General features: G+C 48.7%; 23 protein-coding genes and 2 pseudogenes. 10 read left to right on the top strand and 15 right to left on the bottom strand.

Going from position 1 to position 22,092, the window contains the following annotated elements; translation table 11 throughout:
• Positions 1 to 52: 52 nt before the first annotated feature.
• The 4 genes from cas3f to GKO28_RS17350 form a co-directional block, all read right to left on the bottom strand.
• Positions 53 to 2,020 carry a type I-F CRISPR-associated helicase Cas3f gene (cas3f, locus tag GKO28_RS17365; RefSeq protein ID WP_203564256.1) on the bottom strand — a complete coding sequence of 656 codons (1,968 nt, stop codon included), beginning with the start codon at positions 2,018 to 2,020 and terminating at the stop codon, positions 53 to 55.
• Entirely contained in the window at positions 2,001 to 3,389 is a 1,389-nt protein-coding gene (locus tag GKO28_RS17360) for a CRISPR-associated endonuclease Cas3'' (RefSeq protein WP_203564255.1), read from the bottom strand. Before GKO28_RS17360 ends, cas3f begins: the two co-directional genes overlap by 20 nt.
• A complete protein-coding gene (gene cas1f, locus GKO28_RS17355) occupies positions 3,386 to 4,381 on the bottom strand; it encodes a type I-F CRISPR-associated endonuclease Cas1f (RefSeq protein WP_182077221.1) in 996 nt (331 codons plus the stop codon). Before cas1f ends, GKO28_RS17360 begins: the two co-directional genes overlap by 4 nt.
• A gap of 201 nt (positions 4,382 to 4,582) precedes the next feature.
• The gene (locus GKO28_RS17350) at positions 4,583 to 5,407 is read right to left on the bottom strand and encodes an SAM-dependent methyltransferase (protein WP_182077220.1); all 825 of its coding nucleotides are present in this window, start codon (positions 5,405 to 5,407) and stop codon (positions 4,583 to 4,585) included.
• Positions 5,408 to 5,736: 329 nt separating this feature from the next.
• Here GKO28_RS17350 and GKO28_RS17345 point away from each other — a divergent pair, with 329 nt between their 5' ends.
• The 4 genes from GKO28_RS17345 (at position 5,737) to GKO28_RS17330 (ending at position 8,511) form a co-directional block, all read left to right on the top strand.
• On the top strand, positions 5,737 to 5,949 hold the full coding sequence (locus GKO28_RS17345) for a hypothetical protein (RefSeq protein ID WP_182077219.1): 213 nt from the start codon (positions 5,737 to 5,739) through the stop codon (positions 5,947 to 5,949).
• A gap of 15 nt (positions 5,950 to 5,964) precedes the next feature.
• Positions 5,965 to 7,071: a peptidoglycan DD-metalloendopeptidase family protein gene (locus tag GKO28_RS17340; RefSeq protein ID WP_182077218.1), complete on the top strand. Its 1,107-nt coding sequence runs from the start codon at positions 5,965 to 5,967 to the stop codon at positions 7,069 to 7,071.
• A 19-nt stretch (positions 7,072 to 7,090) separates the two neighbouring features.
• Positions 7,091 to 8,185: an anhydro-N-acetylmuramic acid kinase gene (locus tag GKO28_RS17335; protein WP_182077217.1), complete on the top strand. Its 1,095-nt coding sequence runs from the start codon at positions 7,091 to 7,093 to the stop codon at positions 8,183 to 8,185.
• Positions 8,186 to 8,250: 65 nt separating this feature from the next.
• On the top strand, positions 8,251 to 8,511 hold the full coding sequence (locus tag GKO28_RS17330) for a DUF2164 domain-containing protein (protein WP_182077216.1): 261 nt from the start codon (positions 8,251 to 8,253) through the stop codon (positions 8,509 to 8,511).
• Positions 8,512 to 8,575: 64 nt separating this feature from the next.
• Here the strand turns inward: GKO28_RS17330 and GKO28_RS22475 are convergent, their stop codons facing one another.
• The 8 genes from GKO28_RS22475 to GKO28_RS21980 form a co-directional block, all read right to left on the bottom strand.
• Complete coding sequence (locus tag GKO28_RS22475) at positions 8,576 to 9,589, bottom strand: prolyl oligopeptidase family serine peptidase (protein ID WP_307839057.1); 1,014 nt, start codon at positions 9,587 to 9,589, stop codon at positions 8,576 to 8,578.
• Positions 9,590 to 9,596: 7 nt separating this feature from the next.
• Positions 9,597 to 10,361, bottom strand: a complete 765-nt coding sequence (locus GKO28_RS20600; RefSeq protein WP_247646621.1) for a hypothetical protein — start codon at positions 10,359 to 10,361, stop codon at positions 9,597 to 9,599.
• On the bottom strand, positions 10,310 to 10,609 hold the full coding sequence (locus GKO28_RS20595) for a hypothetical protein (protein ID WP_247646620.1): 300 nt from the start codon (positions 10,607 to 10,609) through the stop codon (positions 10,310 to 10,312). The genes GKO28_RS20600 and GKO28_RS20595 overlap by 52 nt, the downstream gene beginning before the upstream one ends.
• A gap of 103 nt (positions 10,610 to 10,712) precedes the next feature.
• The gene (locus GKO28_RS20590; RefSeq protein ID WP_182077215.1) at positions 10,713 to 10,868 is read right to left on the bottom strand and encodes a hypothetical protein; all 156 of its coding nucleotides are present in this window, start codon (positions 10,866 to 10,868) and stop codon (positions 10,713 to 10,715) included.
• Positions 10,844 to 11,236, bottom strand: coding sequence for a glucose PTS transporter subunit IIA (locus GKO28_RS17320; protein WP_182077214.1), 393 nt, complete (start codon positions 11,234 to 11,236; stop codon positions 10,844 to 10,846). The genes GKO28_RS20590 and GKO28_RS17320 overlap by 25 nt, the downstream gene beginning before the upstream one ends.
• Positions 11,236 to 11,841 carry a glucose PTS transporter subunit EIIB gene (locus GKO28_RS22470; RefSeq protein ID WP_203564254.1) on the bottom strand — a complete coding sequence of 202 codons (606 nt, stop codon included), beginning with the start codon at positions 11,839 to 11,841 and terminating at the stop codon, positions 11,236 to 11,238. The genes GKO28_RS17320 and GKO28_RS22470 overlap by 1 nt, the downstream gene beginning before the upstream one ends.
• The gene (locus GKO28_RS21985) at positions 11,838 to 12,107 is read right to left on the bottom strand and encodes a PTS transporter subunit EIIC (RefSeq protein ID WP_282099361.1); all 270 of its coding nucleotides are present in this window, start codon (positions 12,105 to 12,107) and stop codon (positions 11,838 to 11,840) included. Before GKO28_RS21985 ends, GKO28_RS22470 begins: the two co-directional genes overlap by 4 nt.
• 11 nt (positions 12,108 to 12,118) lie before the next feature.
• Positions 12,119 to 12,739, bottom strand: a complete 621-nt coding sequence (locus GKO28_RS21980; RefSeq protein WP_203564252.1) for a PTS transporter subunit EIIC — start codon at positions 12,737 to 12,739, stop codon at positions 12,119 to 12,121.
• A 532-nt stretch (positions 12,740 to 13,271) separates the two neighbouring features.
• Here GKO28_RS21980 and dapA point away from each other — a divergent pair.
• Both dapA and bamC read left to right on the top strand, forming a co-directional pair.
• Positions 13,272 to 14,148 (top strand): annotated as a pseudogene (gene dapA / locus GKO28_RS17300) (4-hydroxy-tetrahydrodipicolinate synthase).
• 31 nt (positions 14,149 to 14,179) lie between these two features.
• On the top strand, positions 14,180 to 15,328 hold the full coding sequence (gene bamC, locus GKO28_RS17295; RefSeq protein WP_182077213.1) for an outer membrane protein assembly factor BamC: 1,149 nt from the start codon (positions 14,180 to 14,182) through the stop codon (positions 15,326 to 15,328).
• A gap of 166 nt (positions 15,329 to 15,494) precedes the next feature.
• On the opposite strand, the gene GKO28_RS17290 is transcribed toward bamC, so the two are convergent.
• The 3 genes from GKO28_RS17290 to GKO28_RS17280 form a co-directional block, all read right to left on the bottom strand.
• The gene (locus GKO28_RS17290) at positions 15,495 to 15,962 is read right to left on the bottom strand and encodes a phasin family protein (RefSeq protein ID WP_182077212.1); all 468 of its coding nucleotides are present in this window, start codon (positions 15,960 to 15,962) and stop codon (positions 15,495 to 15,497) included.
• A 94-nt stretch (positions 15,963 to 16,056) separates the two neighbouring features.
• The gene (locus GKO28_RS17285) at positions 16,057 to 17,928 is read right to left on the bottom strand and encodes an HDOD domain-containing protein (RefSeq protein WP_182077211.1); all 1,872 of its coding nucleotides are present in this window, start codon (positions 17,926 to 17,928) and stop codon (positions 16,057 to 16,059) included.
• A 4-nt stretch (positions 17,929 to 17,932) separates the two neighbouring features.
• A complete protein-coding gene (locus GKO28_RS17280) occupies positions 17,933 to 18,250 on the bottom strand; it encodes a protein kinase (RefSeq protein ID WP_182077210.1) in 318 nt (105 codons plus the stop codon).
• A gap of 297 nt (positions 18,251 to 18,547) precedes the next feature.
• Here GKO28_RS17280 and pnuC point away from each other — a divergent pair, with 297 nt between their 5' ends.
• From pnuC to secD, 4 genes and pseudogenes are all read left to right on the top strand, one after another.
• Complete coding sequence (gene pnuC / locus GKO28_RS17275; RefSeq protein WP_182077209.1) at positions 18,548 to 19,099, top strand: nicotinamide riboside transporter PnuC; 552 nt, start codon at positions 18,548 to 18,550, stop codon at positions 19,097 to 19,099.
• Complete coding sequence (locus GKO28_RS17270) at positions 19,078 to 19,611, top strand: AAA family ATPase (RefSeq protein ID WP_203564251.1); 534 nt, start codon at positions 19,078 to 19,080, stop codon at positions 19,609 to 19,611. The genes pnuC and GKO28_RS17270 overlap by 22 nt, the downstream gene beginning before the upstream one ends.
• 338 nt (positions 19,612 to 19,949) lie before the next feature.
• The gene (gene yajC, locus GKO28_RS17265; protein WP_182077521.1) at positions 19,950 to 20,219 is read left to right on the top strand and encodes a preprotein translocase subunit YajC; all 270 of its coding nucleotides are present in this window, start codon (positions 19,950 to 19,952) and stop codon (positions 20,217 to 20,219) included.
• A 45-nt stretch (positions 20,220 to 20,264) separates the two neighbouring features.
• Positions 20,265 to 22,092: pseudogene (gene secD, locus GKO28_RS17260) on the top strand (protein translocase subunit SecD).

Raw genomic sequence — 22,092 nt, 5'->3', positions numbered from 1 at the left:
ATGTATCTTAATGACGGCTTTTAAAATAAAAGTTTGCAATAAAATACCCTTGCTAAAATAAATCTTCATACACCCCGAACCACCGGTGATAGCGCCATTGTTGTTGGCTTTCTCGCAAACGAATTTCGGCAAATTTCTGGCTGGTGTTACTCAAAGTCAACTCTAAACGGTCGGCCAAATCTTCAATTAGAACCGCCGCGTCATTCTCCAGCCACGGCTGAATATTTGCGCCCAAAACCACATCACAACGTGCAAAACGCGATTGATCCACTGCCTTTAATTCCCCCGTTTCACCGCGCAGATGAAATTGCGGCTGCTCGCCCTCTTCGTCCAACAGCAAAACAAATGCCTCATCTTTGCCCGAGGCGCGAAATGGCATCCGCCGTTGCAGCTCGGCACACCAACTAGGGTTGCGCCCGCCCCCCTGCTGCCAAGCCCACCATAATTGGGCGCACTCGCTCGTTGCTGGCGTGCCAAATAGCCGCGCAGCCAAATGGACATGTTCTAAATCGACCAGATTGTGGCTGGCCTCCAACGATGGTCGTGGTTGAATCCGTGGCGCAGCGCTGAGCTGCTGATATTGCGCGGGCAATAGAATGTCATTCAAATCTTTGCTCGCGAGCGGGAATTTTTCTGATTCAAAGCCCGGCCTCGTATAAGCGATCGACTCGCCTTTTAAGGCGCGATAATTTTTATCTAATATCAGCAAGTTTGGCGTTGCGGGTTGCTGTTGACGGTGGCGCTGAATCCGCCCAGCGAGCTGAATCAAGGAGCGCATCGAGCTGGGTTCAGCCACCGCCCAATCGTAATCATGATCGCGCCCCACTTCGGCGACGGCAGTCGCGAACACAATAAATATTTGATGGGTTTCGGGGAGGTGTAGTGCGCTGGCAATGGCAGGCTGTAACCAGAGCTGATCTTGATCGTTTCGGGTTAAAGCCGCGTCGAGTTGCTGTTCCATTTCAGAGCGCACCAACAACGGATGCTGGCTGTGATAAATGCAAAAGTGTAGCCGTACCGAGTCAGGCGCGGCTTGGCTAAGCAGATGCTGCGTCACCGCCACGAGCGGCTTAATGTTGGCCATCCGAACCAAACCAATTGAAACCTTTTTCCCCGTCGGCGGGTGCGTTTGATGGTGCTGAGTATGCAATTGGGTCGCTGCGCGAGAAATAGCCGCGCTCATCGCTTGCACCACATCGGACGTGGACTGTGAGTCGGCCACGACAGGCCACAAAGCCGCTTTACGCAATGCAACTTGCTTGGCCAAAGCGGAGACGCGCTGCGCGACAAATTGCTGGTGCGCCACTGTAAATTGCGCTAAATCCACAGCCTCGCTTTGGGCTATTTTGTATTCATCAAACCATGCGCAGCACACTTCAAGCCGAGTATTGCCTCGTGAGGCATTAAATATAAAGCGTCCAGAGCAATACGCTTCAAATAGAGCGCCAATTAAATTGGGAGGTAAAGTCGCCGACGAGAGCAATACACGCGAGCCCAACATCCCCGCCCAATTCACCAGACGGCACAATGCAGGTAAATCAGCCAAATCAAAATCATCGGGTTCATCGAGCACCAAATCTGACGTGAGCAAACGCAGCATCGGCGCAATCTGCTTGCCACCACGCTCACCCTCGGTGGCGGGCATCAAATGGTCAATGGTGCTCACCAGCACCGGCGCGCTGAGTAATTGGTGCAAACTCGGCGTGGCTTTGAGCCATTGGCTTAAACGGCCATCATCTAAACTGCCGTCGTAGCGCACGTATTGATGCTCGGCAAACAGTGACTCAGCCGATTCACTGCCCGACTGCTCGGCGGGCGTTGGTTCGGCCTCGCCCGCCTTTGATTCACGTCTCAGCTCATGCAATTGCCGCACCGCTTGCGAACCAATTAACACCGCCAAATCATCGCTTTCTAAATGCAGCCGCTCACGCAGCGCATCGCCGGTTTGCAGCGTTAAGGTCCGTAAGCCCAGTGCCACACTAAAGCGACAGCCCAGCTTTTCATCGGCCAAACCATACATAATCCGTGCATTGGCAAAGGTTTTTTCCGCAGCCCGTTGACGCCATATTCACGCCAAAAAACCCTTGATTGACGCTGCTCGTGGCCAGCGCTTTGGCTAGATCGTAAGCTTTATCTTGCCAGCGATATTTGTCATTCGTTGCCCGCTGTTTAAAGCCTTTATGCCGCGTAATTGCGGGCAGCGTTTGGCGCAATTTAGGCAGGCTTTTGGCCAACAAAACCGCGTTATGCCCGACGCCGATATTGTGCTCATCGAGCTTTTGCTTAAGTTCACGTTCGCCAGTAGCAGTATTCATTAATTTGGTATTGGCAAAGGCTTTGTATTTGGGATCCCGCCAATTCGTTTGACGCCGCACTTCGTACTCATTTTTTGGCTCAAACGCCGAATAAACATGGTCGGCCAGCATTAATGTTAAACGCGCCAAATGGCTGGAAAACCCATCTTGCAACCAATCTTTTTCCTGCAATTGACGGTGTTTGATAGCCCGCGCAGCGAGGCTTTGGGCTTTATTACACCAAGTCTGGCTGCGCAGTGGCGTACCTAAATCGAATTGCCAAACTTGCGTCCAATCGCTGGTTTTCCAATCATCGTACAGGCATTGCGGTGAGTTCCACGCAGGCGTAAATCTCGATCCTGTCATCCATTGGTTTATCGCATCAAGGCGCGGCGCATTGTCTTTTTGCGCTTTGGGTAGACGATGGTGCGAAACAATCAGCCAGCCTATGGTTTGTGCCAACGGCGTTTTCAGCCCTTTTTGCAAATCAAATGGATGAAACGGCCTTATATCAAGATGATCCCGAATCAGGCGACCCAGAATCTCCGCTTCATCGTCTGGCTTAATCAAGCCAAGTCGCTGCAGCCATTGCTCGTCGCCATCCTCTCCTACAAAAGCCTGAAACAGCCGCAGCGATACCCATTCGTGGCGATACGGCTCGGATAATTTGGTTTTTTTATCGGGATCGAGCTTGTCTTGAAATAGTCGGTTGGCTTTACCAAAGTCATGAAATAAGCCAGCGATACCTGCCAGCAAGGCAATCGATTCAGCGGTCTGCCATTGGTTTTCATCTTGGCTGCGCAAAATATCGCGCTCGGTGGTATTGGTCGGCACTGAACCATCGTGATTAAATTTGCGTAAATTGCCAACAACCCACAGTACCTCTGCCGTCCCACCCGCTTTAATCCAATGGCAAGCCACCGCGGTATTTCGCCTAGCGGTTTTGCGGAGCAATTTTCTCAGTGTTGCTAGACCATCCGATGTGATGACAGTTTGCCAAGTCCGCTCACCTTTGCGCTCGGCAAACTGGTCGATCACCCGCCGCGTTTCAGTTAAGGCTTGTTTACTGCATTCAGAAATCAATAAAATATTCATGATTCTACTGCCACGGGTATGCGATATTGCCGTAACGTTTTGGCAGCGTGCTGCAAGGTATCAATCATCACATCGAGCGCTTCGGCCTTTTGAAAACCACGAATGCAGCGCTGGCGAAACTCCTGCTCATCATCACCCGCCATTGCCGCAATAAATGCTTGCGGCAACACCAACGCATCTTTGACTAAATCAGCCACGTCAAACACCAAGCCGCCGCGCCGTGTCTTGCCGTGCAAAATGGCCAAGCCATGCGGTAAGCCAATCACCCACGTGGCCGTTGCCGCTAATCCGTAAGCCAAATAATTGCCATGATCCAAGTATCGATTGGCAAGGTCGATGCCACTGCCGCGTTTGGCACGCGTGAAATCACCATATTTGACCGCGTTTGCCGCTAGTTTGTAGAGTGCCTTGCTCATCGTTGCTTCTAGCGTCATGACGTCATTACTATTTTGGCAAGCGCTCAAGCGACTTGAAAATTGATTCAGGATGGGATTAAGTTGCTCCGGAAAAACCTTAAAGCCCTCTTCGCGCTGCATTCGGCTACTGAGCCAATGTTGGCGAATTTGTTCGATGCGCACTTGCTGAAAGAGAATCGCCGCTTGCAAGCGTTTTTCATCATCAAACCAGAAACTGGTCCAATCTTGCAGGTATTCAGTTGGGCGATATTCACTCTGCGGCGTGAGCCAAGATACCTCGACTTCGACCTCATTTGCGGCAAACAGCGGCGAGCCGCCACCACCGCAAAAACCGACCAAAACGCCAGCCTTCGCTAATTCACGCATCGCAGCTTGCGTGATCGATGTCCCTGTCCCTAATAATATCGACGTGGTATTGGCGATGGGAATATTCCAATACAAAGACTGCTTACCCTCATCAGTCACATACTCAACGCGCCCATCATTCACCAAAACACGACAATGCTGTAAGTAATACAAATTAGCGCGCTTAGAGTGCAAGATGGTTTTTAGTTCTGACGGGGTAAATTCACTCATTCTGTCGCTCCAGATGCTAAACCCGACGATAACAATAAAACACGCCGAACACTCTACACCAAACCTTAGTGCGCACTGGGTCTTTGCTGTAAGAATAAAATAATGTGTAGCTTACGTGGTCTCATTCGATAACCCACATAGCACAAAGCCGCTCATTGATTAAATTGAGCGGCTTTGTTTGGTGATTTAAGATGGGACTGTTTAGTACAAAAACCGTCCCGTCATATCACTCAAATTCGTTTCAGCGAGAATCTGTGCGATTTTTTCTCGGGCTTGTTTGCGCGGGGCGTCTTTGCTTTGACTGGCGATAATCAGCTCGTTTTTCATTGAGTGCTCCCAACCGACCAATTCGGTCACCGTCACTTGATAGCCATTGGCTTGTAGCTGCAGGCAGCGCAGTACATTGGTGAGTTGGCTGCCAAATTCTCGCGTGTGAATCGGGTGACGCCACATTTCCGCCAGCGGCGAGCTCGCTAAGGCTTTGCTTTTGTGTTTACGCAGCACACTGGCGACTTCAGCTTGGCAACACGGCACCAACACCATGTGGCGAGCGTTTTTTTCTAGGCCAAATTTAATCGCGTCGTCGGTCGCGGTGTCGCAAGCGTGTAGCGCGGTGACGATGTCGATTTGCGCTGGCATTTCTTTGGCGGCGGCAGCCTGCTCAACCAACATATCTAAAAAAGTCATCCGCTCAAACCCACAAAGCTGGGCCAGTTCGCGCGATTTTTGCACTAATTCGGAACGAAATTCCGTACCGTAAATATGGCCTGCCGGTTTATCTTTAAAAAACAAATCATAAATAATAAACCCCAAGTAAGACTTGCCCGCGCCATGGTCAACCAGGGTGACATTTTCATGGTCAGCCAGCGTTGATTTTAGCAAGGGCTCAATAAAGTTAAACAAGTGGTAAACCTGCTTAAGCTTACGTCGACTATCTTGGTTTAGTTTGCCATCGCGCGTGAGAATATGCAGCGCTTTTAATAGCTCAATCGATTGGCCTGCGCGTATTTCTGGAATGGCGTTCATATCAAATCCTATCTAAGTAACTCTTTGGGTATTGCCCCACCTGCAAGGCAATTCAAAGCCTTGCTACAGGTACATATCATTTAAATTCAAGCGCCAGTGTGACTATTTACAGTCGCAAGAAGTGCCAAAAGCCGCAATTCGTTTCAATGCTACAGTGGCGAACTAAAAATTGACTTCAGAGTCTGCTTGAAGGTGTCGGCTTGTTGTTGAACTTCAAAAAACACTGTCAATCGCGACAAATACTGCATGAGCTTTGTGGCTTAGCGACAAGTTATATCAATCACGAACGGCGTGCCTTAGCGCGCCATGCGGTTTGGGCTAGGAACTATATGAAACGAATTTTACCGCAATCACTCACCAAGGTGCGCGCCACTAGTGCGCTTTCGACGCCAGCATCTTGGCAAAAAAGACATTTAGCATGGTTGACAGCAGCCGTTTTTTTACCCCTGAGCTTGATGGTCACCGCTTACGGTGTGGTTGAGTACGGCCCGAGTGAGCCGGTCAATGTGCGCCAAGTCACACAACAACTCATTACCCCATGATTGCCTCGGCACAAAGTGACACCCCATTCTGGCGTGAAAGAAATCATTCAAACCGGCGACGGGCTGGGTAAATTGTTTAATAAGCTATCGATCAACGACAACCAAGCCTGGGAATTTATTCGCACCGATCCCAGTGCCAAGGTGTTGTACGAGCTGTCTGCTGGGCGTTTAATTCGCGCGCAAACCACGCCTGACGGCCGTTTATTACAAATGAGCTACCTCAACAAAGCGGGTAATTTGATTCAGGTGATTCGCGATGGCGAGCAACTGCGCACTCAAATCGCTCCCGCCGTCACTGAGAAATACACACAACAAAAATCCGGCACCATTAGCAGCTCTTTTTATGGTGCAACCGACGCGATCGGCCTACCCGATGAAGTCGCCCAGCAATTGATCGAAGCATTTGAGCAAAAAGTCGACTTTCATAACAGCCTGAAAGCGGGAGATCATTTTTCGGTTATTTACGAAGTCGAAAAAAGTGGCGGCGAAGATTTACGCACCGGGCGGATTTTAGCCGCGCAATTTACCAATAACGGACAAAAGCACGAGATTTACTGGTTTGCCGGCGCGGGCATTGAAGGCGCTTATTTTGATCAAAATGGTGAAACCTCAGGGCAAAGCTTTTTGTCTTCGCCAGTAAAATTCTCACGGATTAGCTCAGGATTTTCTCGTCGTTTCCATCCGGTATTATTTAAATGGAAATCACACAAAGGCGTAGATTACGCCGCACCAACTGGCACGCCCATTTACAGCGCGGCCGACGGTGTAGTAACGCGAGTGACTCGCGATGCTGGCTATGGCAAATTTATCGAGATAAAGCATGGTGACCAATACAGCACGCTGTACGCGCATTTATCGGCTTTTGCCAAGGGACTAAAACCCGGACAAAGCATTAAAAAAGGCGAAGTGATTGGCGCAGTAGGCCGCACTGGCCGCGTCACTGGGCCGCATTTGCATTACGAATTCAAAATCAAAGGTACGCAAGTTAATCCTTTAACTTTGAAGCTCCCCAATAGCAAACCACTCAATGCGACCCAATTGGCGCAATTTAAACCACAAATGCTGCGCACAAAGCAACAATTGGCGCTGCTGAGCAAGGTAGAATTGGCCAAATTGGATTAATTCACAGGATGTAGCGGCAATGGCGCAGAGTAATCTTTATATTGGGCTCATGACAGGTACGAGCTTGGATGGTATCGACGCAGTCATCGTCGACATGCAAGGCACTGCTCCACGCCTGGTCGCCAGCTTGGGCGCGCCACTGCCGCCACGACTGCGTTCGCAATTATTGCAATTACAAAGCGCGTCGCACGATGAAATCCACTTGGCGCAACTCGCCGCGAATGCTCATAGCCTGGCCTGTGCTGCGGTAGTGGCGACGCTACTCGAGAAAGCGCAACTCAAGCCCAACGCCATTATGGCCATTGGCAATCACGGCCAAACCATTCGTCATCGCCCTGAGCTGGGGTATACACTGCAAATCGGTAACCATGCACTGCTTGCTGAGCATACTGGCATTACCGTGGTCGGTGATTTTCGTTCTCGAGATGTGGCTGCGGGCGGGCAAGGTGCACCGCTAGTTCCCGCATTTCACCAAGCGGTTTTTGCTAGCCCAAATCAAAATCGGGTAATTCTGAATATTGGCGGCATAGCCAATTTAAGCTGGCTAGGTCAAGACCAGCGTATTACTGGCTTTGATAGTGGCCCGGGCAATGTATTGATGGACCTGTGGATTTACCAGCACCGAGGGGCGAATTACGATGCCGATGGCGCTTGGGCTGCCAGCGGTCAAATTTTGCCCGATCTACTGGCAGACATGCTCACCGAGCCATTTTTTGCGCAACCCGCCCCCAAAAGCACGGGGCGTGATTTATTTCACCAAACTTGGCTAGATCAGCACTTGGCAGGCCGGAACGACAAACCTGCAGACGTGCAAGCGACTTTATGCGCCCTGACCGCCAACAGCATCAGCCAAGCCATTTTAAGTCAAGGCACGCCAGATGAAGTATTGGTTTGTGGCGGTGGCGCGCATAATCAGCAGTTGATGCATCTATTGGCCCAGCAACTCTCTTGCCCAGTCAGCAGTACCGCCAGCGCTGGCATCCATCCAGATTGGGTGGAAGCTTTTGCATTTGCATGGCTGGCCGAGCGCTGCATAACCCGCGCCAGCGCTAATCTACCTGCCGTGACCGGCGCGCAAGGCCCACGCATTTTAGGCGCTATCTGGCCAAACTAAGCGCTGCAAAATCAGCACTCGCTTACACCCTAGCAATCAACCTCAAACACAGCTACTGACCAAATATGAGCATTCAAATCGAAAAATCACTACACCCACAATTACAGCACGCCATTCAACGCTATTGCCGAGAAGAGCTCGACACCGACATTGGCGAGCTGCAAGCGACTTTGGTGCTGGATTTTGTACTGCGCGAAATCGGTCCACACATCTACAACCAAGCGATTCGCGACGCGCAAAACCATCTGGTGCAACAAGTGGAGTCGCTGCCTGAGCACTGCTTTGAAATCGCCGCTGGCTATTGGAACAAGAAACCCCAACGCTGATGGGTATATTAATCTAGCGCTTGGCCAATAAACGCCAGAATTAAATACCTACCATGCAGTCCCATTAACCCATCAATTGTTGCTGCAAAAAAACCAAGGTACGACTGAGCTCTTGAGCGGTTTCTAGCGCCGAATAACCGTACTGATGGCCGCCTTGCGCTTTTTCAAAAAACAGCACCTGATGTCCTTGCTCAAGCAGTTTGGCCGCCATTTTCCTTGCGTGCGCCGGATGAACGCGATCATCACAACTGGCACAGCTTAGCAATACGGCAGGATAAGTTTGCTCGCTGGCGGGGGCGACATGCTGGTACGGCGAATACGCCGCCAAAACAGCACCTTGCTCGGCAATCGCTGGGTCACCATACTCGGCCAACCAACTGGCGCCCGCCCCTAGCTCGGGGTAGCGCAGCATATCGAGCAAAGGCGCTTCGCAAACAACGGCTTTAAATAATTCAGGGCGCTGAGTCAAACAAGCCCCGACCAATAAACCGCCATGGCTGCCACCTTGGATAGCCAGCCGCCGTGGCGATGTAAACCCTTGTGCAATCAAGTCTTCAGCAATGGCAATAAAGTCATCAAAACTCGTCTGCCGCGCAGCGCCTTGCGCCGCCTGATGCCAAGCGGGGCCAAACTCGCCACCGCCGCGAATATTGGCCACGACAAAAGCCCCTCCTTTAGCCAACCATTGCGGGCCCAAATTGTCGACGTAATACGGCAGCAAAGACTGCGCAAACCCACCGTAACCATACAGCAGGGTCGGTGTTTGCCCGTCCAAAACCAAAGATTGATGATGCACGATAAAGTACGGAATCGGCGTGCCATCTTTGGCACGAGCAAAGCGTTGCTGTTGAATAAAATGCTGGCTATCAAAAGCCGGCAGTTGTTGGCGTAGTATTTCTGGCGTCTGTTGGCCGAGTAAATCGTAACGGTACAGCGTGGCTGGGTGCAAAAAATCGCTGTAGTTGAAATACAAAACATCGGTTTGCCAAGGCTGATCCACAAACTCGATCACGCCGCCATCAGGCAATAAATTGGCTTGCTGCTGCCACGCCCCTTGTTGCCAAACAAAGCCAAGCACCCGACTTTTAAACGCAATCGAGCATCGCCACCACGATGCCGCTCAATGTGGCCTCAATGGTCTGAATGCTTTGCTGCGCCGTTGGTGCAATGAGCAGTTCAATTCGACCCAATTGCGCGGTTTTTGCATCGCACGCCACCGCCAGCAATGCGCCCGATGGGTAATCCTGCCCTTGTCGCGACCAATTGCTGGCCAATTTAACGATTAAATCACCATGGCTATACGCCAAAACATCACAACGTAACGGCAGCGGCAAATGCTGCAATTGCAAGTCATCATCCAGATGGTAATAGGCTTTTTGATCCAAGCTGTGCGCGGCTTCGATCACATCCAATGCGGTCAGGTTACCATCTAAAAAACGCCATGCTTGCGCTCTGAGTGCTGTTTCTGGTAGCACCACCAAATTATCGGCGTCATCCCAATCTTGCCCGCGCTGCAGCAACCACACCTCACACGGCAAGCCCGCTTGCGTCAGTTGGCTTTCATCCCATGCTGGGGCAACAAAAACACTATTGGCGTCGCGCCAATGAATGACATTTTTGCCAAAAGGAAAATGAAAGCTGTTTGCAACAAAACCTTGCTGCTCTACATCATATTCACGGCAAACATGCCCGTCTGACCCACTCACACTCAAGCTAATAAGGCACAAATTAGCTTGCAAAATGCAGTGCGAAATCCCAGCCAACTGCCATTCAACCCCTTCATCTGCCGCCAATTGGTCTAAGTCAAAAACAATGTGCCATTGCGGGTCGGGGCTTTGGTACGACGCCAATGTCGTGCGGCGATAAACGCCGCGCGCGGCTGGGTGCTGCCTTGGTAAAAGTGATACAGCCAGTCACCATGCTGGGCAAAGTACGGGATTTGCTGTTGGCTTTGGCTAAATTGCAAGATTTGCTCAGTCATTAGCGCAAATTTTGGATCAGCATCTATTGCCACACGGCAGCGTTGATTTTGCGCCGCAATCCAGCTTCGTGCTTGGTCGTGGTCTTCAAGAAAAAGAAAAGCATCTGAGTGTGACATAGGCGACTACTTAACGTGAAGCGCGTCAATATACGCCAATGGCGTTAGCTTTCAACGCAAAAAAGCCACGAGCAGACTCGTGGCTTTTTAAAACGCCAACTAATTACTTGGCTTTGAAGGTGTACAGCACTGTTTTGCCTGCCTCAACCGAACCGCTCGCCACACTTTCTAGTGCTTGGAACTGATCGGCATTGGACAAAATCACTGGGCTAATGATCGATGCAGCATGGGCTGCTAAATAATCAAGATCCAATTCCAAAACTGGGTCGCCCGCTTTAACACACGTGCGCCTTGCTGTGCCAGACGAGTAAAACCTTGCCCGCCTAACTTCACTGTTTCGATCCCGATATGCACGATCAATTCAGCGCCTGAATCAGTCACCAAGGCAAAGGCGTGATTGGTATTGAAAATCTTCACCAATTCACCATCACAAGGCGCGACAACGATTTTACCTGTAGGGCGAATGGCAACACCTTCACCAACCGCTTTACTCGCAAATGCTGCATCAGGTACTTCTTCGATCGCAATCACTTCACCACTAATCGGTGCCAAGAGGATCGTTTCATTGCTATTTACTACGGGTGCTACGCTCGCCGCTGCTGGTGCAGCAGCAGGCGCAACTTCCATTACTTTTTTGCTGAAGACGCCAACTGAATCCGCAAAGCGTCAGCAATCAATTCAGCTTTAGGGCCAACAATGATTTGTACACTTTGTTTGTTCAATTTAATCACGCCACTGGCACCCAAGCTTTTTGCTGCAGCTTCGTTCACCAAGTCAGCATCAACCACTGACAAACGCAAACGAGTGATACATGCATCAACGTTGGTTACATTGCTCGCGCCACCAACCACAGTCACATAGGCCATGGCCAATTCGCCAGTGCTACCTGAAGCTACAGCAGCAGAAGCAGCTGCAGATTCTGGTGTTGCGATTTCTTCGATGATTTCGTCTTCACGACCTGGTGTTTTCAAGTTCATCGCAGTGATCGCTGCACGGAAAGCGAAGTAGTACACCGCAAAGAATACTGCACCTTGACCTAACAACATAAACCAGTCTTTGGCCAATGGGTTGCGCGAAGACAAGACCATATCCACCAAACCAGCACTAAAGCCAAAACCAGCAATCCATTGCATGCTTGCTGCGATGTAAACCGATACACCGGTCAAGAACGCGTGCAATACATACAATACTGGTGCTACGAACATGAATGAGAATTCAAGCGGTTCAGTCACACCGGTAAAGAATGAAGCAAAAAACCAGCGGCGATCATGATGGATGCAACGCGTGCTTTGTTTTCAGGTTTTGCAGTGTGGTAAATCGCCAATGCCGCGCCTGGCAAGCCAAACATCATGATTGGGAAGAAACCAGCTTGGTAGATACCCGTTACACCGATAACCGCTTTGCCTTCAGCGATAGATTTAGCACCGCCCAAGAAGTTAGGGATATCGTTAATACCGGCAACGTCAAACCAAAACACTGAATTCAGAGCATGATGCAAGCCAACTGGAATCAACAAACGGTTAAAGAAGGCATAGATACCAGCACCTGTAGGGCCATATCTTTAATGCTCATACCGAAGTTAACCAAGCCGTTGTAAATCACTGGCCAAATCGCCATCAAGATAAAGGCAACAACAATCATCACAAACGAAGTGATGATTGGCACACAACGACGGCCACTAAAGAAGGCCAAGGCTTTGTGCAACTCAACTTGGCTAAAGCGGTTGTAAATTTCAGCCGCGATCACACCCGTTAAGATACCGATAAATTGGTTATTGATTTTACCAAAAGCGACAGGCACGTCTTTGAGTGCAATGCCTTCGATTTGCGATACTGCGCCTGGCGACAATAGTGTCGTCAAAACGTAGTAACCCACCAAACCGGCCAGTGCCGCAGCACCGTCTTTATCTTTTGACATACCGTATGCAACACCGACTGCGAACAAGATCGACATATTGTCGATGATCGCAGCACCGGCCTTGATCAAAAAGGCTGCAGTGGCGCTATCCGCACCCCAGCCGTTTGGATCAAGCCAGTAACCGATACCCATCATAATTGCGGCGGCTGGCAAAGTTGCCACCGGCACCATCAGCGCACGGCCGATTTTTTGTAAATAACCTAAAATATTCACGACGCATCCCCTTTTTTTACATGTTCACCAAAATGGTGATCTGCACCATAACTGCATGCAGTGTTATTCGCTCGTAGAAGAAACAGCTGAACTTATTCATGCCCTTTGTATTTAGCAATCAACAGCAGATTGAAAATACGCAGCACCGAACCCACTTCTATAACAAGACTTGATCCTTTTGATGTCATTACGGCCTGACATTTTGTGGCTCACCTTGCTATTGGCGCAGTGTTTTTTGCATGAATGGTTTCGATCTTTGTCGATACTTTTTCCAGAACAACCAAAACCAAAAACTCATTCTCTGCTACAAGTTTTCCCATATTGTTGAGTTTGCTCAACAAGCTCAATGGCATTTGCAACTTCTTAAACATTTGTTACATTAAATTACATATAAAGATGTAATTTAAGGCAAATAAAATTACAACGGCATCAAAAACGCCAATATTTCATGCCTTGAATGGAATAAGTCGGTTTCGTGAGTGAATTGCTTCGGTTAGAATGATTCCCTTTTGCTCACTGGTAAAATTTGCTCATGCTCACAGGAAGCCTAGTTGCATTAGTCACTCCGATGGATGCGGATGGTCAAATCAATTTCTCAGCGCTTAGAAAGCTGGTCGATTGGCATATTGAACAAGGCACCGACGGTTTAGTGGCCGTTGGCACAACAGGAGAGTCACCTACTGTCTCAGTGGATGAACATATTGAGATTGTTAAAGTGGTCGTCGAACAAGCGGCGGGCCGTGTTCCTGTCATTGCGGGCACCGGAGCGAATTCAACCCGCGAAGCCATTCACCTCTCACAACGTGCGTTGTCAGTGGGTGCCAACTACGGTCTAAGCGTGGTCCCTTATTACAACAAACCATCACAGCATGGTTTGTATTTACACTTTAAAGCCATCGCAGAAAATACCGCCTTGCCAACCCTGCTGTATAACGTGCCAGGGCGCACGGTGTGTGACTTATCGAACGATACTGCACTGCAATTGGCGCAATTGCCCAATATCGTTGGGATTAAAGACGCGACTGGCAATATGGAGCGAGCCGCAGATTTAATGCTGCGTGCGCCAAAAGATTTTTGCCTTTTATAGCGGCGACGATGCGTCAACACTGCCCTTTATTTTGCTGGGCGGGCACGGCACAATTTCAGTGACCGCCAATGTGGCACCGAAAGCCATGCATGAAATGTGTACGGCGGCATTAAACGGCGATATTCAAACCGCAAAAAGCATCAATGATCGTTTGCAAGGTCTACATAAACACTTATTTATCGAAGCCAATCCGATCCCAGTTAAATGGGCACTAGAAACAATGGGCTGGGTTCCAGAAGGGATTCGTCTACCATTAACTCGCCTTACAGAGAGTGCTCAGGGTATAGTGCGCCAAGCGCTTATTCAGGCTGGTGCTTTATAACTTTGTGTCGTCCACATTTATGGATACAAACATGCAGCAAAAGAAATTAGCTTTATATCTATCAAGTGCATTCATGATTGGCAGCCTAATGGGTTGCTCAACTGATCAACTCCTTATGCAAAGCAAAGTTGATTACCGTGGTGGCAGCGATAATTTAGCGAAAAACGCGCTCGAAGTACCGCCTGATCTAACTGCTGTGAGTGTAAATGCTAACTACGCGGTTCCGAAGAGCGCCGTTTTGGCCAATGAAGCGCAAGCGCAGAAAACCAGCGGCAACAACGGCAGCGTGCTGCCGGTCTATGAAAACGCTAAGATCATGCAAGCCAACGGCGCACGCTGGCTGGTGGTTAAGGGTGACCCAGCTAAAATTTGGCCTGAATTGCGTGAGTTTTGGCTCAGCAATGGCTTTTTGCTCACACAAGACAATGAGCAAACTGGGGTAATGGAAACGGATTGGCTAGAGAATCGCGCGGCTTTGCCGGGCGACTTTGTCACCAATTTATTACGTAAAGTGGCCGATGGGTTCATCTCTACGGGTGAGCTCGATCGTTACCGCACACGCATCGAGCGCGGTACTGAACCAGGTACGGTTGAAATTTATGTCACGCATCGCGGTATGCGCGAAGTGTTTGCCGATGGCTCAGAAGAAGCTAAAGTTTCTGCCGCTGGCGGCGGTGGCAAAACCATCTGGACACCACGCCCATCAGATCCTGAATTAGACGCTGAAATGCTTAAATTGATGTTGCAGCAATTTGGCATGAGCAAAGAACAAGCCACGACGGCGATGCAAACAGCAACCACCATTGCGTCACGCGCTGCGCTCAACCCAGCTGGCAATCAGCTCGAGCTTAAAGACACTTATGATCGAGCTTGGCGCCGTGTTGGCCTAGCCTTTGATCGAATTGGTTATACCGTAGAAGATCGCAATCGCAATGAAGGCACATTTATCGTACAACGTGCTGCCGCGAATATTTCGAAAGAAAAAGAAACCGATTACCTCGGTAGCTTGACATTTTGGCGTAGCAAAGAAAATCCAAAAGAAACACCGATGCAGCAATATCAAGTTCAGTTAAAACAAGAGCTAGATCGCACCCGTATCACGGCAAAACCACTCAATGGTGGCGCAAGCGATGCAAACAGCAAACAAATCTTGCAAGACTTGCTGCAGCAATTGAAATAAACGCCAATACACACTGTGCGCTATTGCAATAGCACACAATGTGTAGCCATAAAAAAATCGACCCGAAGGTCGATTTTTTTATGTGTCAAACCGAATTACTTTGCAGCGTGCGCAACAGTTTTTGCGCTAGTTTCTACTGCAGCAACAGTGGCATCAGTGAGGTTAGTCACAATGCGTTGGCTGGTTTTATTGATTGCATCGTAAGCGCTGCTTGCACTCTCAACCGCTTTTTTTTCATTGCCGCAACTGCTGGGCTAGCCGCTGGCGTTTGCGCTACAGCTTTATCCAAGCTCGACACTAGATTTTTGTTGAACTCAAGCACTTGCTCTTCAACCAATTTATTCAATTCAGCTTGCGTGCTGCTTGCTGCTTCATAAACGGTACGCGCAACTGCAATGCTTTTCTCAACATTAGGTTGCGCTAAGCCTTTTTGTAATTCAACCAATTCTTGAACTGACTTAACACCCGACAAAGCTTTTGCTGTTTTTGCGTTTTCAGTCAACAAATCACGTGCAATACCCATTTGCAATTGGAACAAACGCTCAGCACCGCTCAAAGCGATATTAGTTAAACGTAAAGATTTTTCTAGTTGGGCCTGGCCAAGATCAGCAAACTGTTGTTGAGTATTAAACATGTAGAATCTCCAAATGGTTGAATTGTGCACTGCATCAATGGTCATTTTTAGCTTGCGACCAGCGAATGTCAAGTTTTATTTGTGCAGCGCACCATTAACCACTGAGTTGCTTTTGTTTGATGGCCAAAATCGCCTGATTGCGCAGTGTTTTTAGCAAATTAAGCTGCTCAGGCGCAATCACTAAAGATTGTGCCTGACATTTGTCTGCGTAAAACAAACCAATAGTTTTTTTATCGAGCACCAAAGGAAATACAATCAAAGTGTGCGCTGGCACGAGCGCCCGATACCAAGCAGGAATCCGATCGGTAATATTCTGGGCATTAATATCCTCAACCAGCACATCCGCTTGCTGCGCGATCACCCATTGAAATACGTCGAGCACCGGCTCTAATTTAAATTGAAACTGCGGCAAAATCCGTTCAATTTCCGCACCAAATCCAAATCGTGCCACCATCCCTGCTGACTTGATGTCTCGCGTACAAAATAAAACCCGCTCAAAACCCACGCTGCGATACATGGTTTCTAAGATCATTCGCAGCACATCGTTTAATTTAAACTCACCCACCATGGTATTGGTGATGTCTTGCACCCCAGCGGCTAAGCTGGCGGCCGCGTTAAGCGTTGATGCCGGCTCTTGCAAACGAATTGCGGCCGCTTGCATGCCATCGACTTCTACGCCCTCGGCAGGTATATCGCTGAGCATCACAAGTTTCTTAATGCTGCGGGCAAATACACTACCTTGAATATCGACCCCTAGAATCGACAAATAAGACAAATATTGCTGTGCCGCAGATCGCAGCACCTCATGATAAGCAGCCTCTTTGAAAGCAACTGCTCCGGCATAGCGCTGAGCTACTTGCTGTAAATACGTCGTTGACGCCTTGCCCGACAGGGCGACCAAGGGCAATAAATCAGAAGATAAATTAGCAAATACGCGTAAACGGTCAGCTTGATTTTGGGGAACATGCCGCACGCTTGGCAATTCACGTAGGCTTTGGGTAATCCGCTCCGGGAAATGCCATGTGTGCATCACCAAAGCGGCGAGCTCTCGATAGGTGATGCCTAGCACAGCTTCGGCCGCCACCGACTCGCTTTCTTGATTTTGTTGTTCTCGTTTATTGATTTCTAAGCTTTCTTCATGAAAATAATACAAAGTCAGCAACCGACCCAAGTGCTGAAAAACGCCGCAAATGAGTAACTCCTCAACATCGCGCCAAGCACTTTTTACACCCAACTCGCGGGCTAAAATGCCGCCAAAAAAGCTTTGCAATACCGCCTCACGCAAACGCTCGGCCTGCCCCTTGTTTTGCATGTGCTCAAACAGCATGATCGTAATGGCTAAATTGCGAACGGTATCAAAACCTAAAATCACAATGGCCCGCGAAATCGTACTAATCGAACCACCAAATTGACCATAAGTGGCCGAATTGACCATTTTGAGTAATTTATTGGTTAAAGAAAAATCCTGCAAAATCACGCTCGATAGATTTTGCAAACGCTCTCCTTCAATATCATTGAGTTTATTTATGGCACTAATGGTTTGCGACAGCGATGGAAAGTCGGCGGTATGGCGCATTCGCCGCAACAAAAAATCAAAGGTACTATTACGCTGCGCTGCATGAGCTTGCTGACCCTCGCTACTGAGTAGCCATGCCGAGAGTGCCATTTGCAATGCGCCAATATCGGCATAAGCAGGTTTTTCGCCCTCGCACAGCGCCATCATCAGCAAATGATTTAATTGCGGATCAATCGCCACATCGTGCGTTGATGACAACGTCCCACTCGCAATGGCTGTTAGCACCTCAGGCAGCGCATCCGGCGTTAAATATTGGCCACTTAACAGCTGATACAACATCAAACCATAAGCAAAAACCACTGCTGATTGACGATCAATCCGGCGACCGATCGCTTCAGATAGCAAAGCAGCGTCACCATTTAAAATCCCTGGGCTGATGGTAAAATCCATTAACTTAACTTGGCCACTGGCGTTTAAAAAAAACGTTATGCAATACACTGCCTTGTACCGTCACCCCCAGTTGGGCCGCAGCGCTAACCCCCTCTAATAAACGCAGCATCCATTGCACTGCAACGACGGGCGATACCGGACCCGTCGATTGCAAATATTCAACCATTGTTTGCCCTTCTACCCACTCAAAGACCACGCAAGGATGCCCTTGATCCACCAAGATTTCGTACAGGCTCACCATACTTGAATGATTGAATTGGCTTAAGATTTGTGCTGATTGAAGTTGCTCGATGGCGTGACTATGCAGCACTTTTAAAGCCACACGTCGCTGCTGCTGTGTGTATCGTTAACTAAATACACCAAGCCCTGCTGGCCCTGCCCTAATTTTTTTTCAACGATAAAGCGGCCATTGGCAAAGCTTTTCATTTCTGGCTTCCTTTTTTTCTCTATTCAATATAGTCTGCGGCCTGAAAAAAATGCAGCTCCAGATTGATATGTCATTTATTTACCGTGTTTTCACGCTGTTCTCTGCATATCAGCAAGACGATACTTAAAACTCTGAGCACACCACTTTCGGTATCACGCATTAACGACTTAATGGATTAACAGGTTAAATTGAATGAGTTCGATTGAAATTATTGGCTTTGTAATTAGTTTACTCGCGATTTATTTAGCGACACGCCAGCACCGTTTTACTTGGCCTTTGCAAATCATCGCCAGCTTGTTATATGTGTATTTATTTTTAAATGCGCATTTATATGGCGAAAGCCTATTGCAATTGGTGTATGCCGGCATTGCTGCATATGGCTTTTATCATTGGCGCAATCAAACCCAAATCGATGTTGTCAAAATCGAGCGCTTAAGTCGTAAAGAATGGCTGTATATTAATGCTGCCGGCATTGTGTTGCTGTTGCTGGTGGCGCAATTTCAAGTACAATTTCTGCCTACTGACGTGCCATATTTGGATTCCAGCGTGTTTATTTTTGGATTAATTGCCCAATGGATGCAAGCGCGTAAAAAAATAGAAAACTGGATTTATTGGATTGTGCTCGACTTAATTTCTGCTGGTATCTATTGGTATAAAGATTTGCAGCTTACTGCCGTGCTGTATCTTATTTTGACTGTTTTGGCGCTAACAGGCTGGCTAACTTGGCGCAAAAAACTGCGATGAGAATCGCCATCGTTGGACCTGAATCTTGCGGCAAGTCAACGCTTGGCATGGCTTTGGCGACGCACTTTCAATGCGGCTATGTTGCTGAATATGCTCGGGAATATTTCGCCACGCACCCCCATCAAAATTACAGCATCAACGATGTCATCCGCATTGCACAAAGGCAATTTCAGCAAGAAATCGAAGAGGCACGCCAGCATACACATTTGATTTGTGATACCTCGCCATTGGTGTGCCGAATTTGGAGCGAAGTGAAATTTGGCCACTGCCCGGCAGAGATTGAGCAATTAGAATTAGCCACGCGCTATGACGGCATCTTGCTCTGTGCGCCGGATTTGCCATGGCAAGCCGATCCCTTGCGAGAAAACCCCACTGATCGCAATGCAATCTTTGAGCGCTATGCACAACGCTTACAAATAGGCAGTACGCCATTTCGAGTTGTCACCGGACTGGGCGCACAAAGATTCACTTGTGCACAACAACAATTAAGCACAATGGGTATCGACCTGTAGCCTTTGATGCATAAAAGCGACCGAAATATACTGCATTAAATAGTTGGTATTTTGCACAGGACGTGAATTGGCTGAGTTGACGATGTGCGGCAATCGCCACAACATTGCTATTTTTTTGCCTTAAACAAGCATTTGTTGTGCACTTTATGACCCAACGCAGAACTTTTTTACCCCATCTTAGTCATGATGAATGCCGTCTCTGAAACGCAGAGCGGTGGATTTTAGCGGCGACACCCGCTAGAATAGTCCGCCTTTGTTTGGCTTACACACTGGAAACTATATGTTTGATTGCACCTGCTTTCGCTAATGCTGCTGCGCCAGGCGCAGAAGCAAGCTTTATGTCATTTTTGCCAATGATCGCTATTTTTGCGATTTTCTGGTTTTTAATGATTCGCCCACAACAGAAAAAAGCAAAAGAACTTCGTGCCATGCTCGAAGCACTGCAAAAAAATGACGAAGTCATCACCACCGGTGGCGTCGTAGGCAAAATCGTTAAATTAAACGACCAATTTGTTACGCTTGAATTGTCAGACAATGTTGAGATCTTAGTTCAGCGTGCGGCCATCGGTCAGCGCCTGGAAAAAGGCACCCTAAAAAACAATAAATAATCAATGATACGGCAGCCTTGCTGCCGTATTTGTTGGGGCCCAAGCATGAACCGCTATCCTCTTTGGAAGTACCTTCTTATTGTTGCGTCGATTCTGATTGCAGCGATTTACACGATTCCTAATTTCTACGGTGAAAGCCCTGCGCTGCAAATCTCTAGCGCCCGAGCAACGATTAAAGTCAGCGATGCCATGGTGGCACGCGCCGATACGATTCTAAAGGCCATCGGCGTCACACCGGTTGACAGCTATTTCGAAGGCACTTCAGTCAAAGTTCGCTTTAAAGATACCGACACCCAACTCAAAGCCAAAGATGCAATCCAAGCGGCCTTGGGCGACGACTATATCGTGGCGTTAAATTTAATTTCAGACACGCCAGTTTGGCTCAGCAAACTGCATGCCAAACCGATGGTACTGGGTCTAGATTTACGCGGTGGCGTGCACTTCTTGCTTGAAGTAGACATGAAAGCGGCGGTAGATAAAGCCCTTGAAAAAAACCGCCGGCGACGTTCGCCGCGAACTCAAAGACAAAAAAATCCGTTACGGCAAAGTGAGCCGCGAACGTGATCGCGTTGAAGTACAACTGCGCGACGAAGCAACGCTGAAAGCTGCTAATTTCGCAGTACGTAAAATCTTGGGCAATCTAAAAGTTCAAGACGTTGCCGAAAATGGCACTTACAAACTCGTCATCACCTATCCAGCTGCCGAGATTACCAAGCTTAAAAATGACGCCGTTTTACAAAACATCACCACGCTACACAATCGGGTGAATGAACTGGGCGTGGCGGAACCCGTGATCCAACAGCAAGGCGAAGGCCGCATTGTTGTGCAACTGCCTGGTGTACAAGACACTGCCAAAGCCAAAGACATTCTTGGCCGCACAGCCACCCTCGAAGTACGCATGGTCGCGGATGATCAAGCGCTGCTGACTGAAGCCATTAATGGCAATGTACCAGCAGGTTACGAGCTAATGAGTGAGCGCCGTAGCGATGGTCGCAATGTGCCGATCTTGTTGAAAAAAGAAGTTGAGCTCACCGGTGAAAACATCAACGACGCACAAGCGGGCTTTGATGACAAAAACGAACCTGCAGTTCATCTAGGCTTAGACTCAACTGGCGCAGCGATTTTCAAAGTATTAACGCGCGATAACGTTGGCAAACGCGTGGCAATGATCTTGGTGGTTGAAAAAGGCAAAGGCGAAGTGGTTACTGCGCCGGTGGTTCGTGGAGAAATTGGTGGCGGTCGCGTGCAAATTTCTGGCTCGATGGGCGTTGCCGAAGCCAATGACACCGCGCTGTTGCTTCGCGCCGGTTCGCTTGCGGCACCAATGAACATCGTTGAAGAACGCACCATCGGCCCATCATTGGGTAAAGAAAACATCAGCAAGGGTTTTAACTCAACCTTGTATGGGTTCTTGGCGATTGCGGTATTTATGATGTTCTATTACCGCGTATTTGGTGTGGTCTCAACCCTTGCACTGGGTGCCAACTTGTTGTTCTTGCTCGCCTTGCTGTCCTTACTGGGCGTTACACTCACATTACCGGGGATTGCGGCGATTGCCTTAACCTTAGGGATGGCGATTGATGCCAATGTACTGATTAATGAACGGGTACGTGAAGAGTTACGCAATGGCGCAACACCGCAATTGGCAATCAAAAACGGTTATGACCATGCGTTTGCAACCATTTTGGATTCGAATATCACCACCTTGATCGCCGGATTGGCGCTATTGATTTTTGGTTCGGGTGCGATTCGTGGTTTTGCTTGGGTGCATTGCATCGGGATTTTGACTTCAATGTATAGCGCAGTCTTTGTGTCTCGCGCCTTGATCAACCTCATCTACGGCAACCGTCGTGTGAACACGTTAGCAGTTTAA

The organism is Deefgea sp. CFH1-16 (assembly GCF_016881365.1).
Taxonomy (GTDB): Bacteria; Pseudomonadota; Gammaproteobacteria; order Burkholderiales; family Chitinibacteraceae; genus Deefgea.
This window is presented reverse-complemented; position numbering and strand designations above follow the sequence as displayed.

Excerpts from the sequence above, each read along its gene's own strand:
- cas3f (WP_203564256.1), bottom strand. The coding sequence starts at position 2,020 with ATGTATGGTTTGGCCGATGAAAAGCTGGGCTGTCGCTTTAGTGTGGCA.
- GKO28_RS17360 (WP_203564255.1), bottom strand. The coding sequence starts at position 3,389 with ATGAATATTTTATTGATTTCTGAATGCAGTAAACAAGCCTTAACTGAA.
- cas1f (WP_182077221.1), bottom strand. The coding sequence starts at position 4,381 with ATGAGTGAATTTACCCCGTCAGAACTAAAAACCATCTTGCACTCTAAG.
- GKO28_RS17350 (WP_182077220.1), bottom strand. The coding sequence starts at position 5,407 with ATGAACGCCATTCCAGAAATACGCGCAGGCCAATCGATTGAGCTATTA.
- GKO28_RS17345 (WP_182077219.1), top strand. The coding sequence starts at position 5,737 with ATGAAACGAATTTTACCGCAATCACTCACCAAGGTGCGCGCCACTAGT.
- GKO28_RS17335 (WP_182077217.1), top strand. The coding sequence starts at position 7,091 with ATGGCGCAGAGTAATCTTTATATTGGGCTCATGACAGGTACGAGCTTG.
- GKO28_RS17330 (WP_182077216.1), top strand. The coding sequence starts at position 8,251 with ATGAGCATTCAAATCGAAAAATCACTACACCCACAATTACAGCACGCC.
- GKO28_RS20595 (WP_247646620.1), bottom strand. The coding sequence starts at position 10,609 with ATGTCACACTCAGATGCTTTTCTTTTTCTTGAAGACCACGACCAAGCA.
- GKO28_RS17320 (WP_182077214.1), bottom strand. The coding sequence starts at position 11,236 with ATGGAAGTTGCGCCTGCTGCTGCACCAGCAGCGGCGAGCGTAGCACCC.
- bamC (WP_182077213.1), top strand. The coding sequence starts at position 14,180 with ATGCAGCAAAAGAAATTAGCTTTATATCTATCAAGTGCATTCATGATT.
- GKO28_RS17290 (WP_182077212.1), bottom strand. The coding sequence starts at position 15,962 with ATGTTTAATACTCAACAACAGTTTGCTGATCTTGGCCAGGCCCAACTA.
- GKO28_RS17285 (WP_182077211.1), bottom strand. The coding sequence starts at position 17,928 with ATGGATTTTACCATCAGCCCAGGGATTTTAAATGGTGACGCTGCTTTG.
- pnuC (WP_182077209.1), top strand. The coding sequence starts at position 18,548 with ATGAGTTCGATTGAAATTATTGGCTTTGTAATTAGTTTACTCGCGATT.
- yajC (WP_182077521.1), top strand. The coding sequence starts at position 19,950 with ATGTCATTTTTGCCAATGATCGCTATTTTTGCGATTTTCTGGTTTTTA.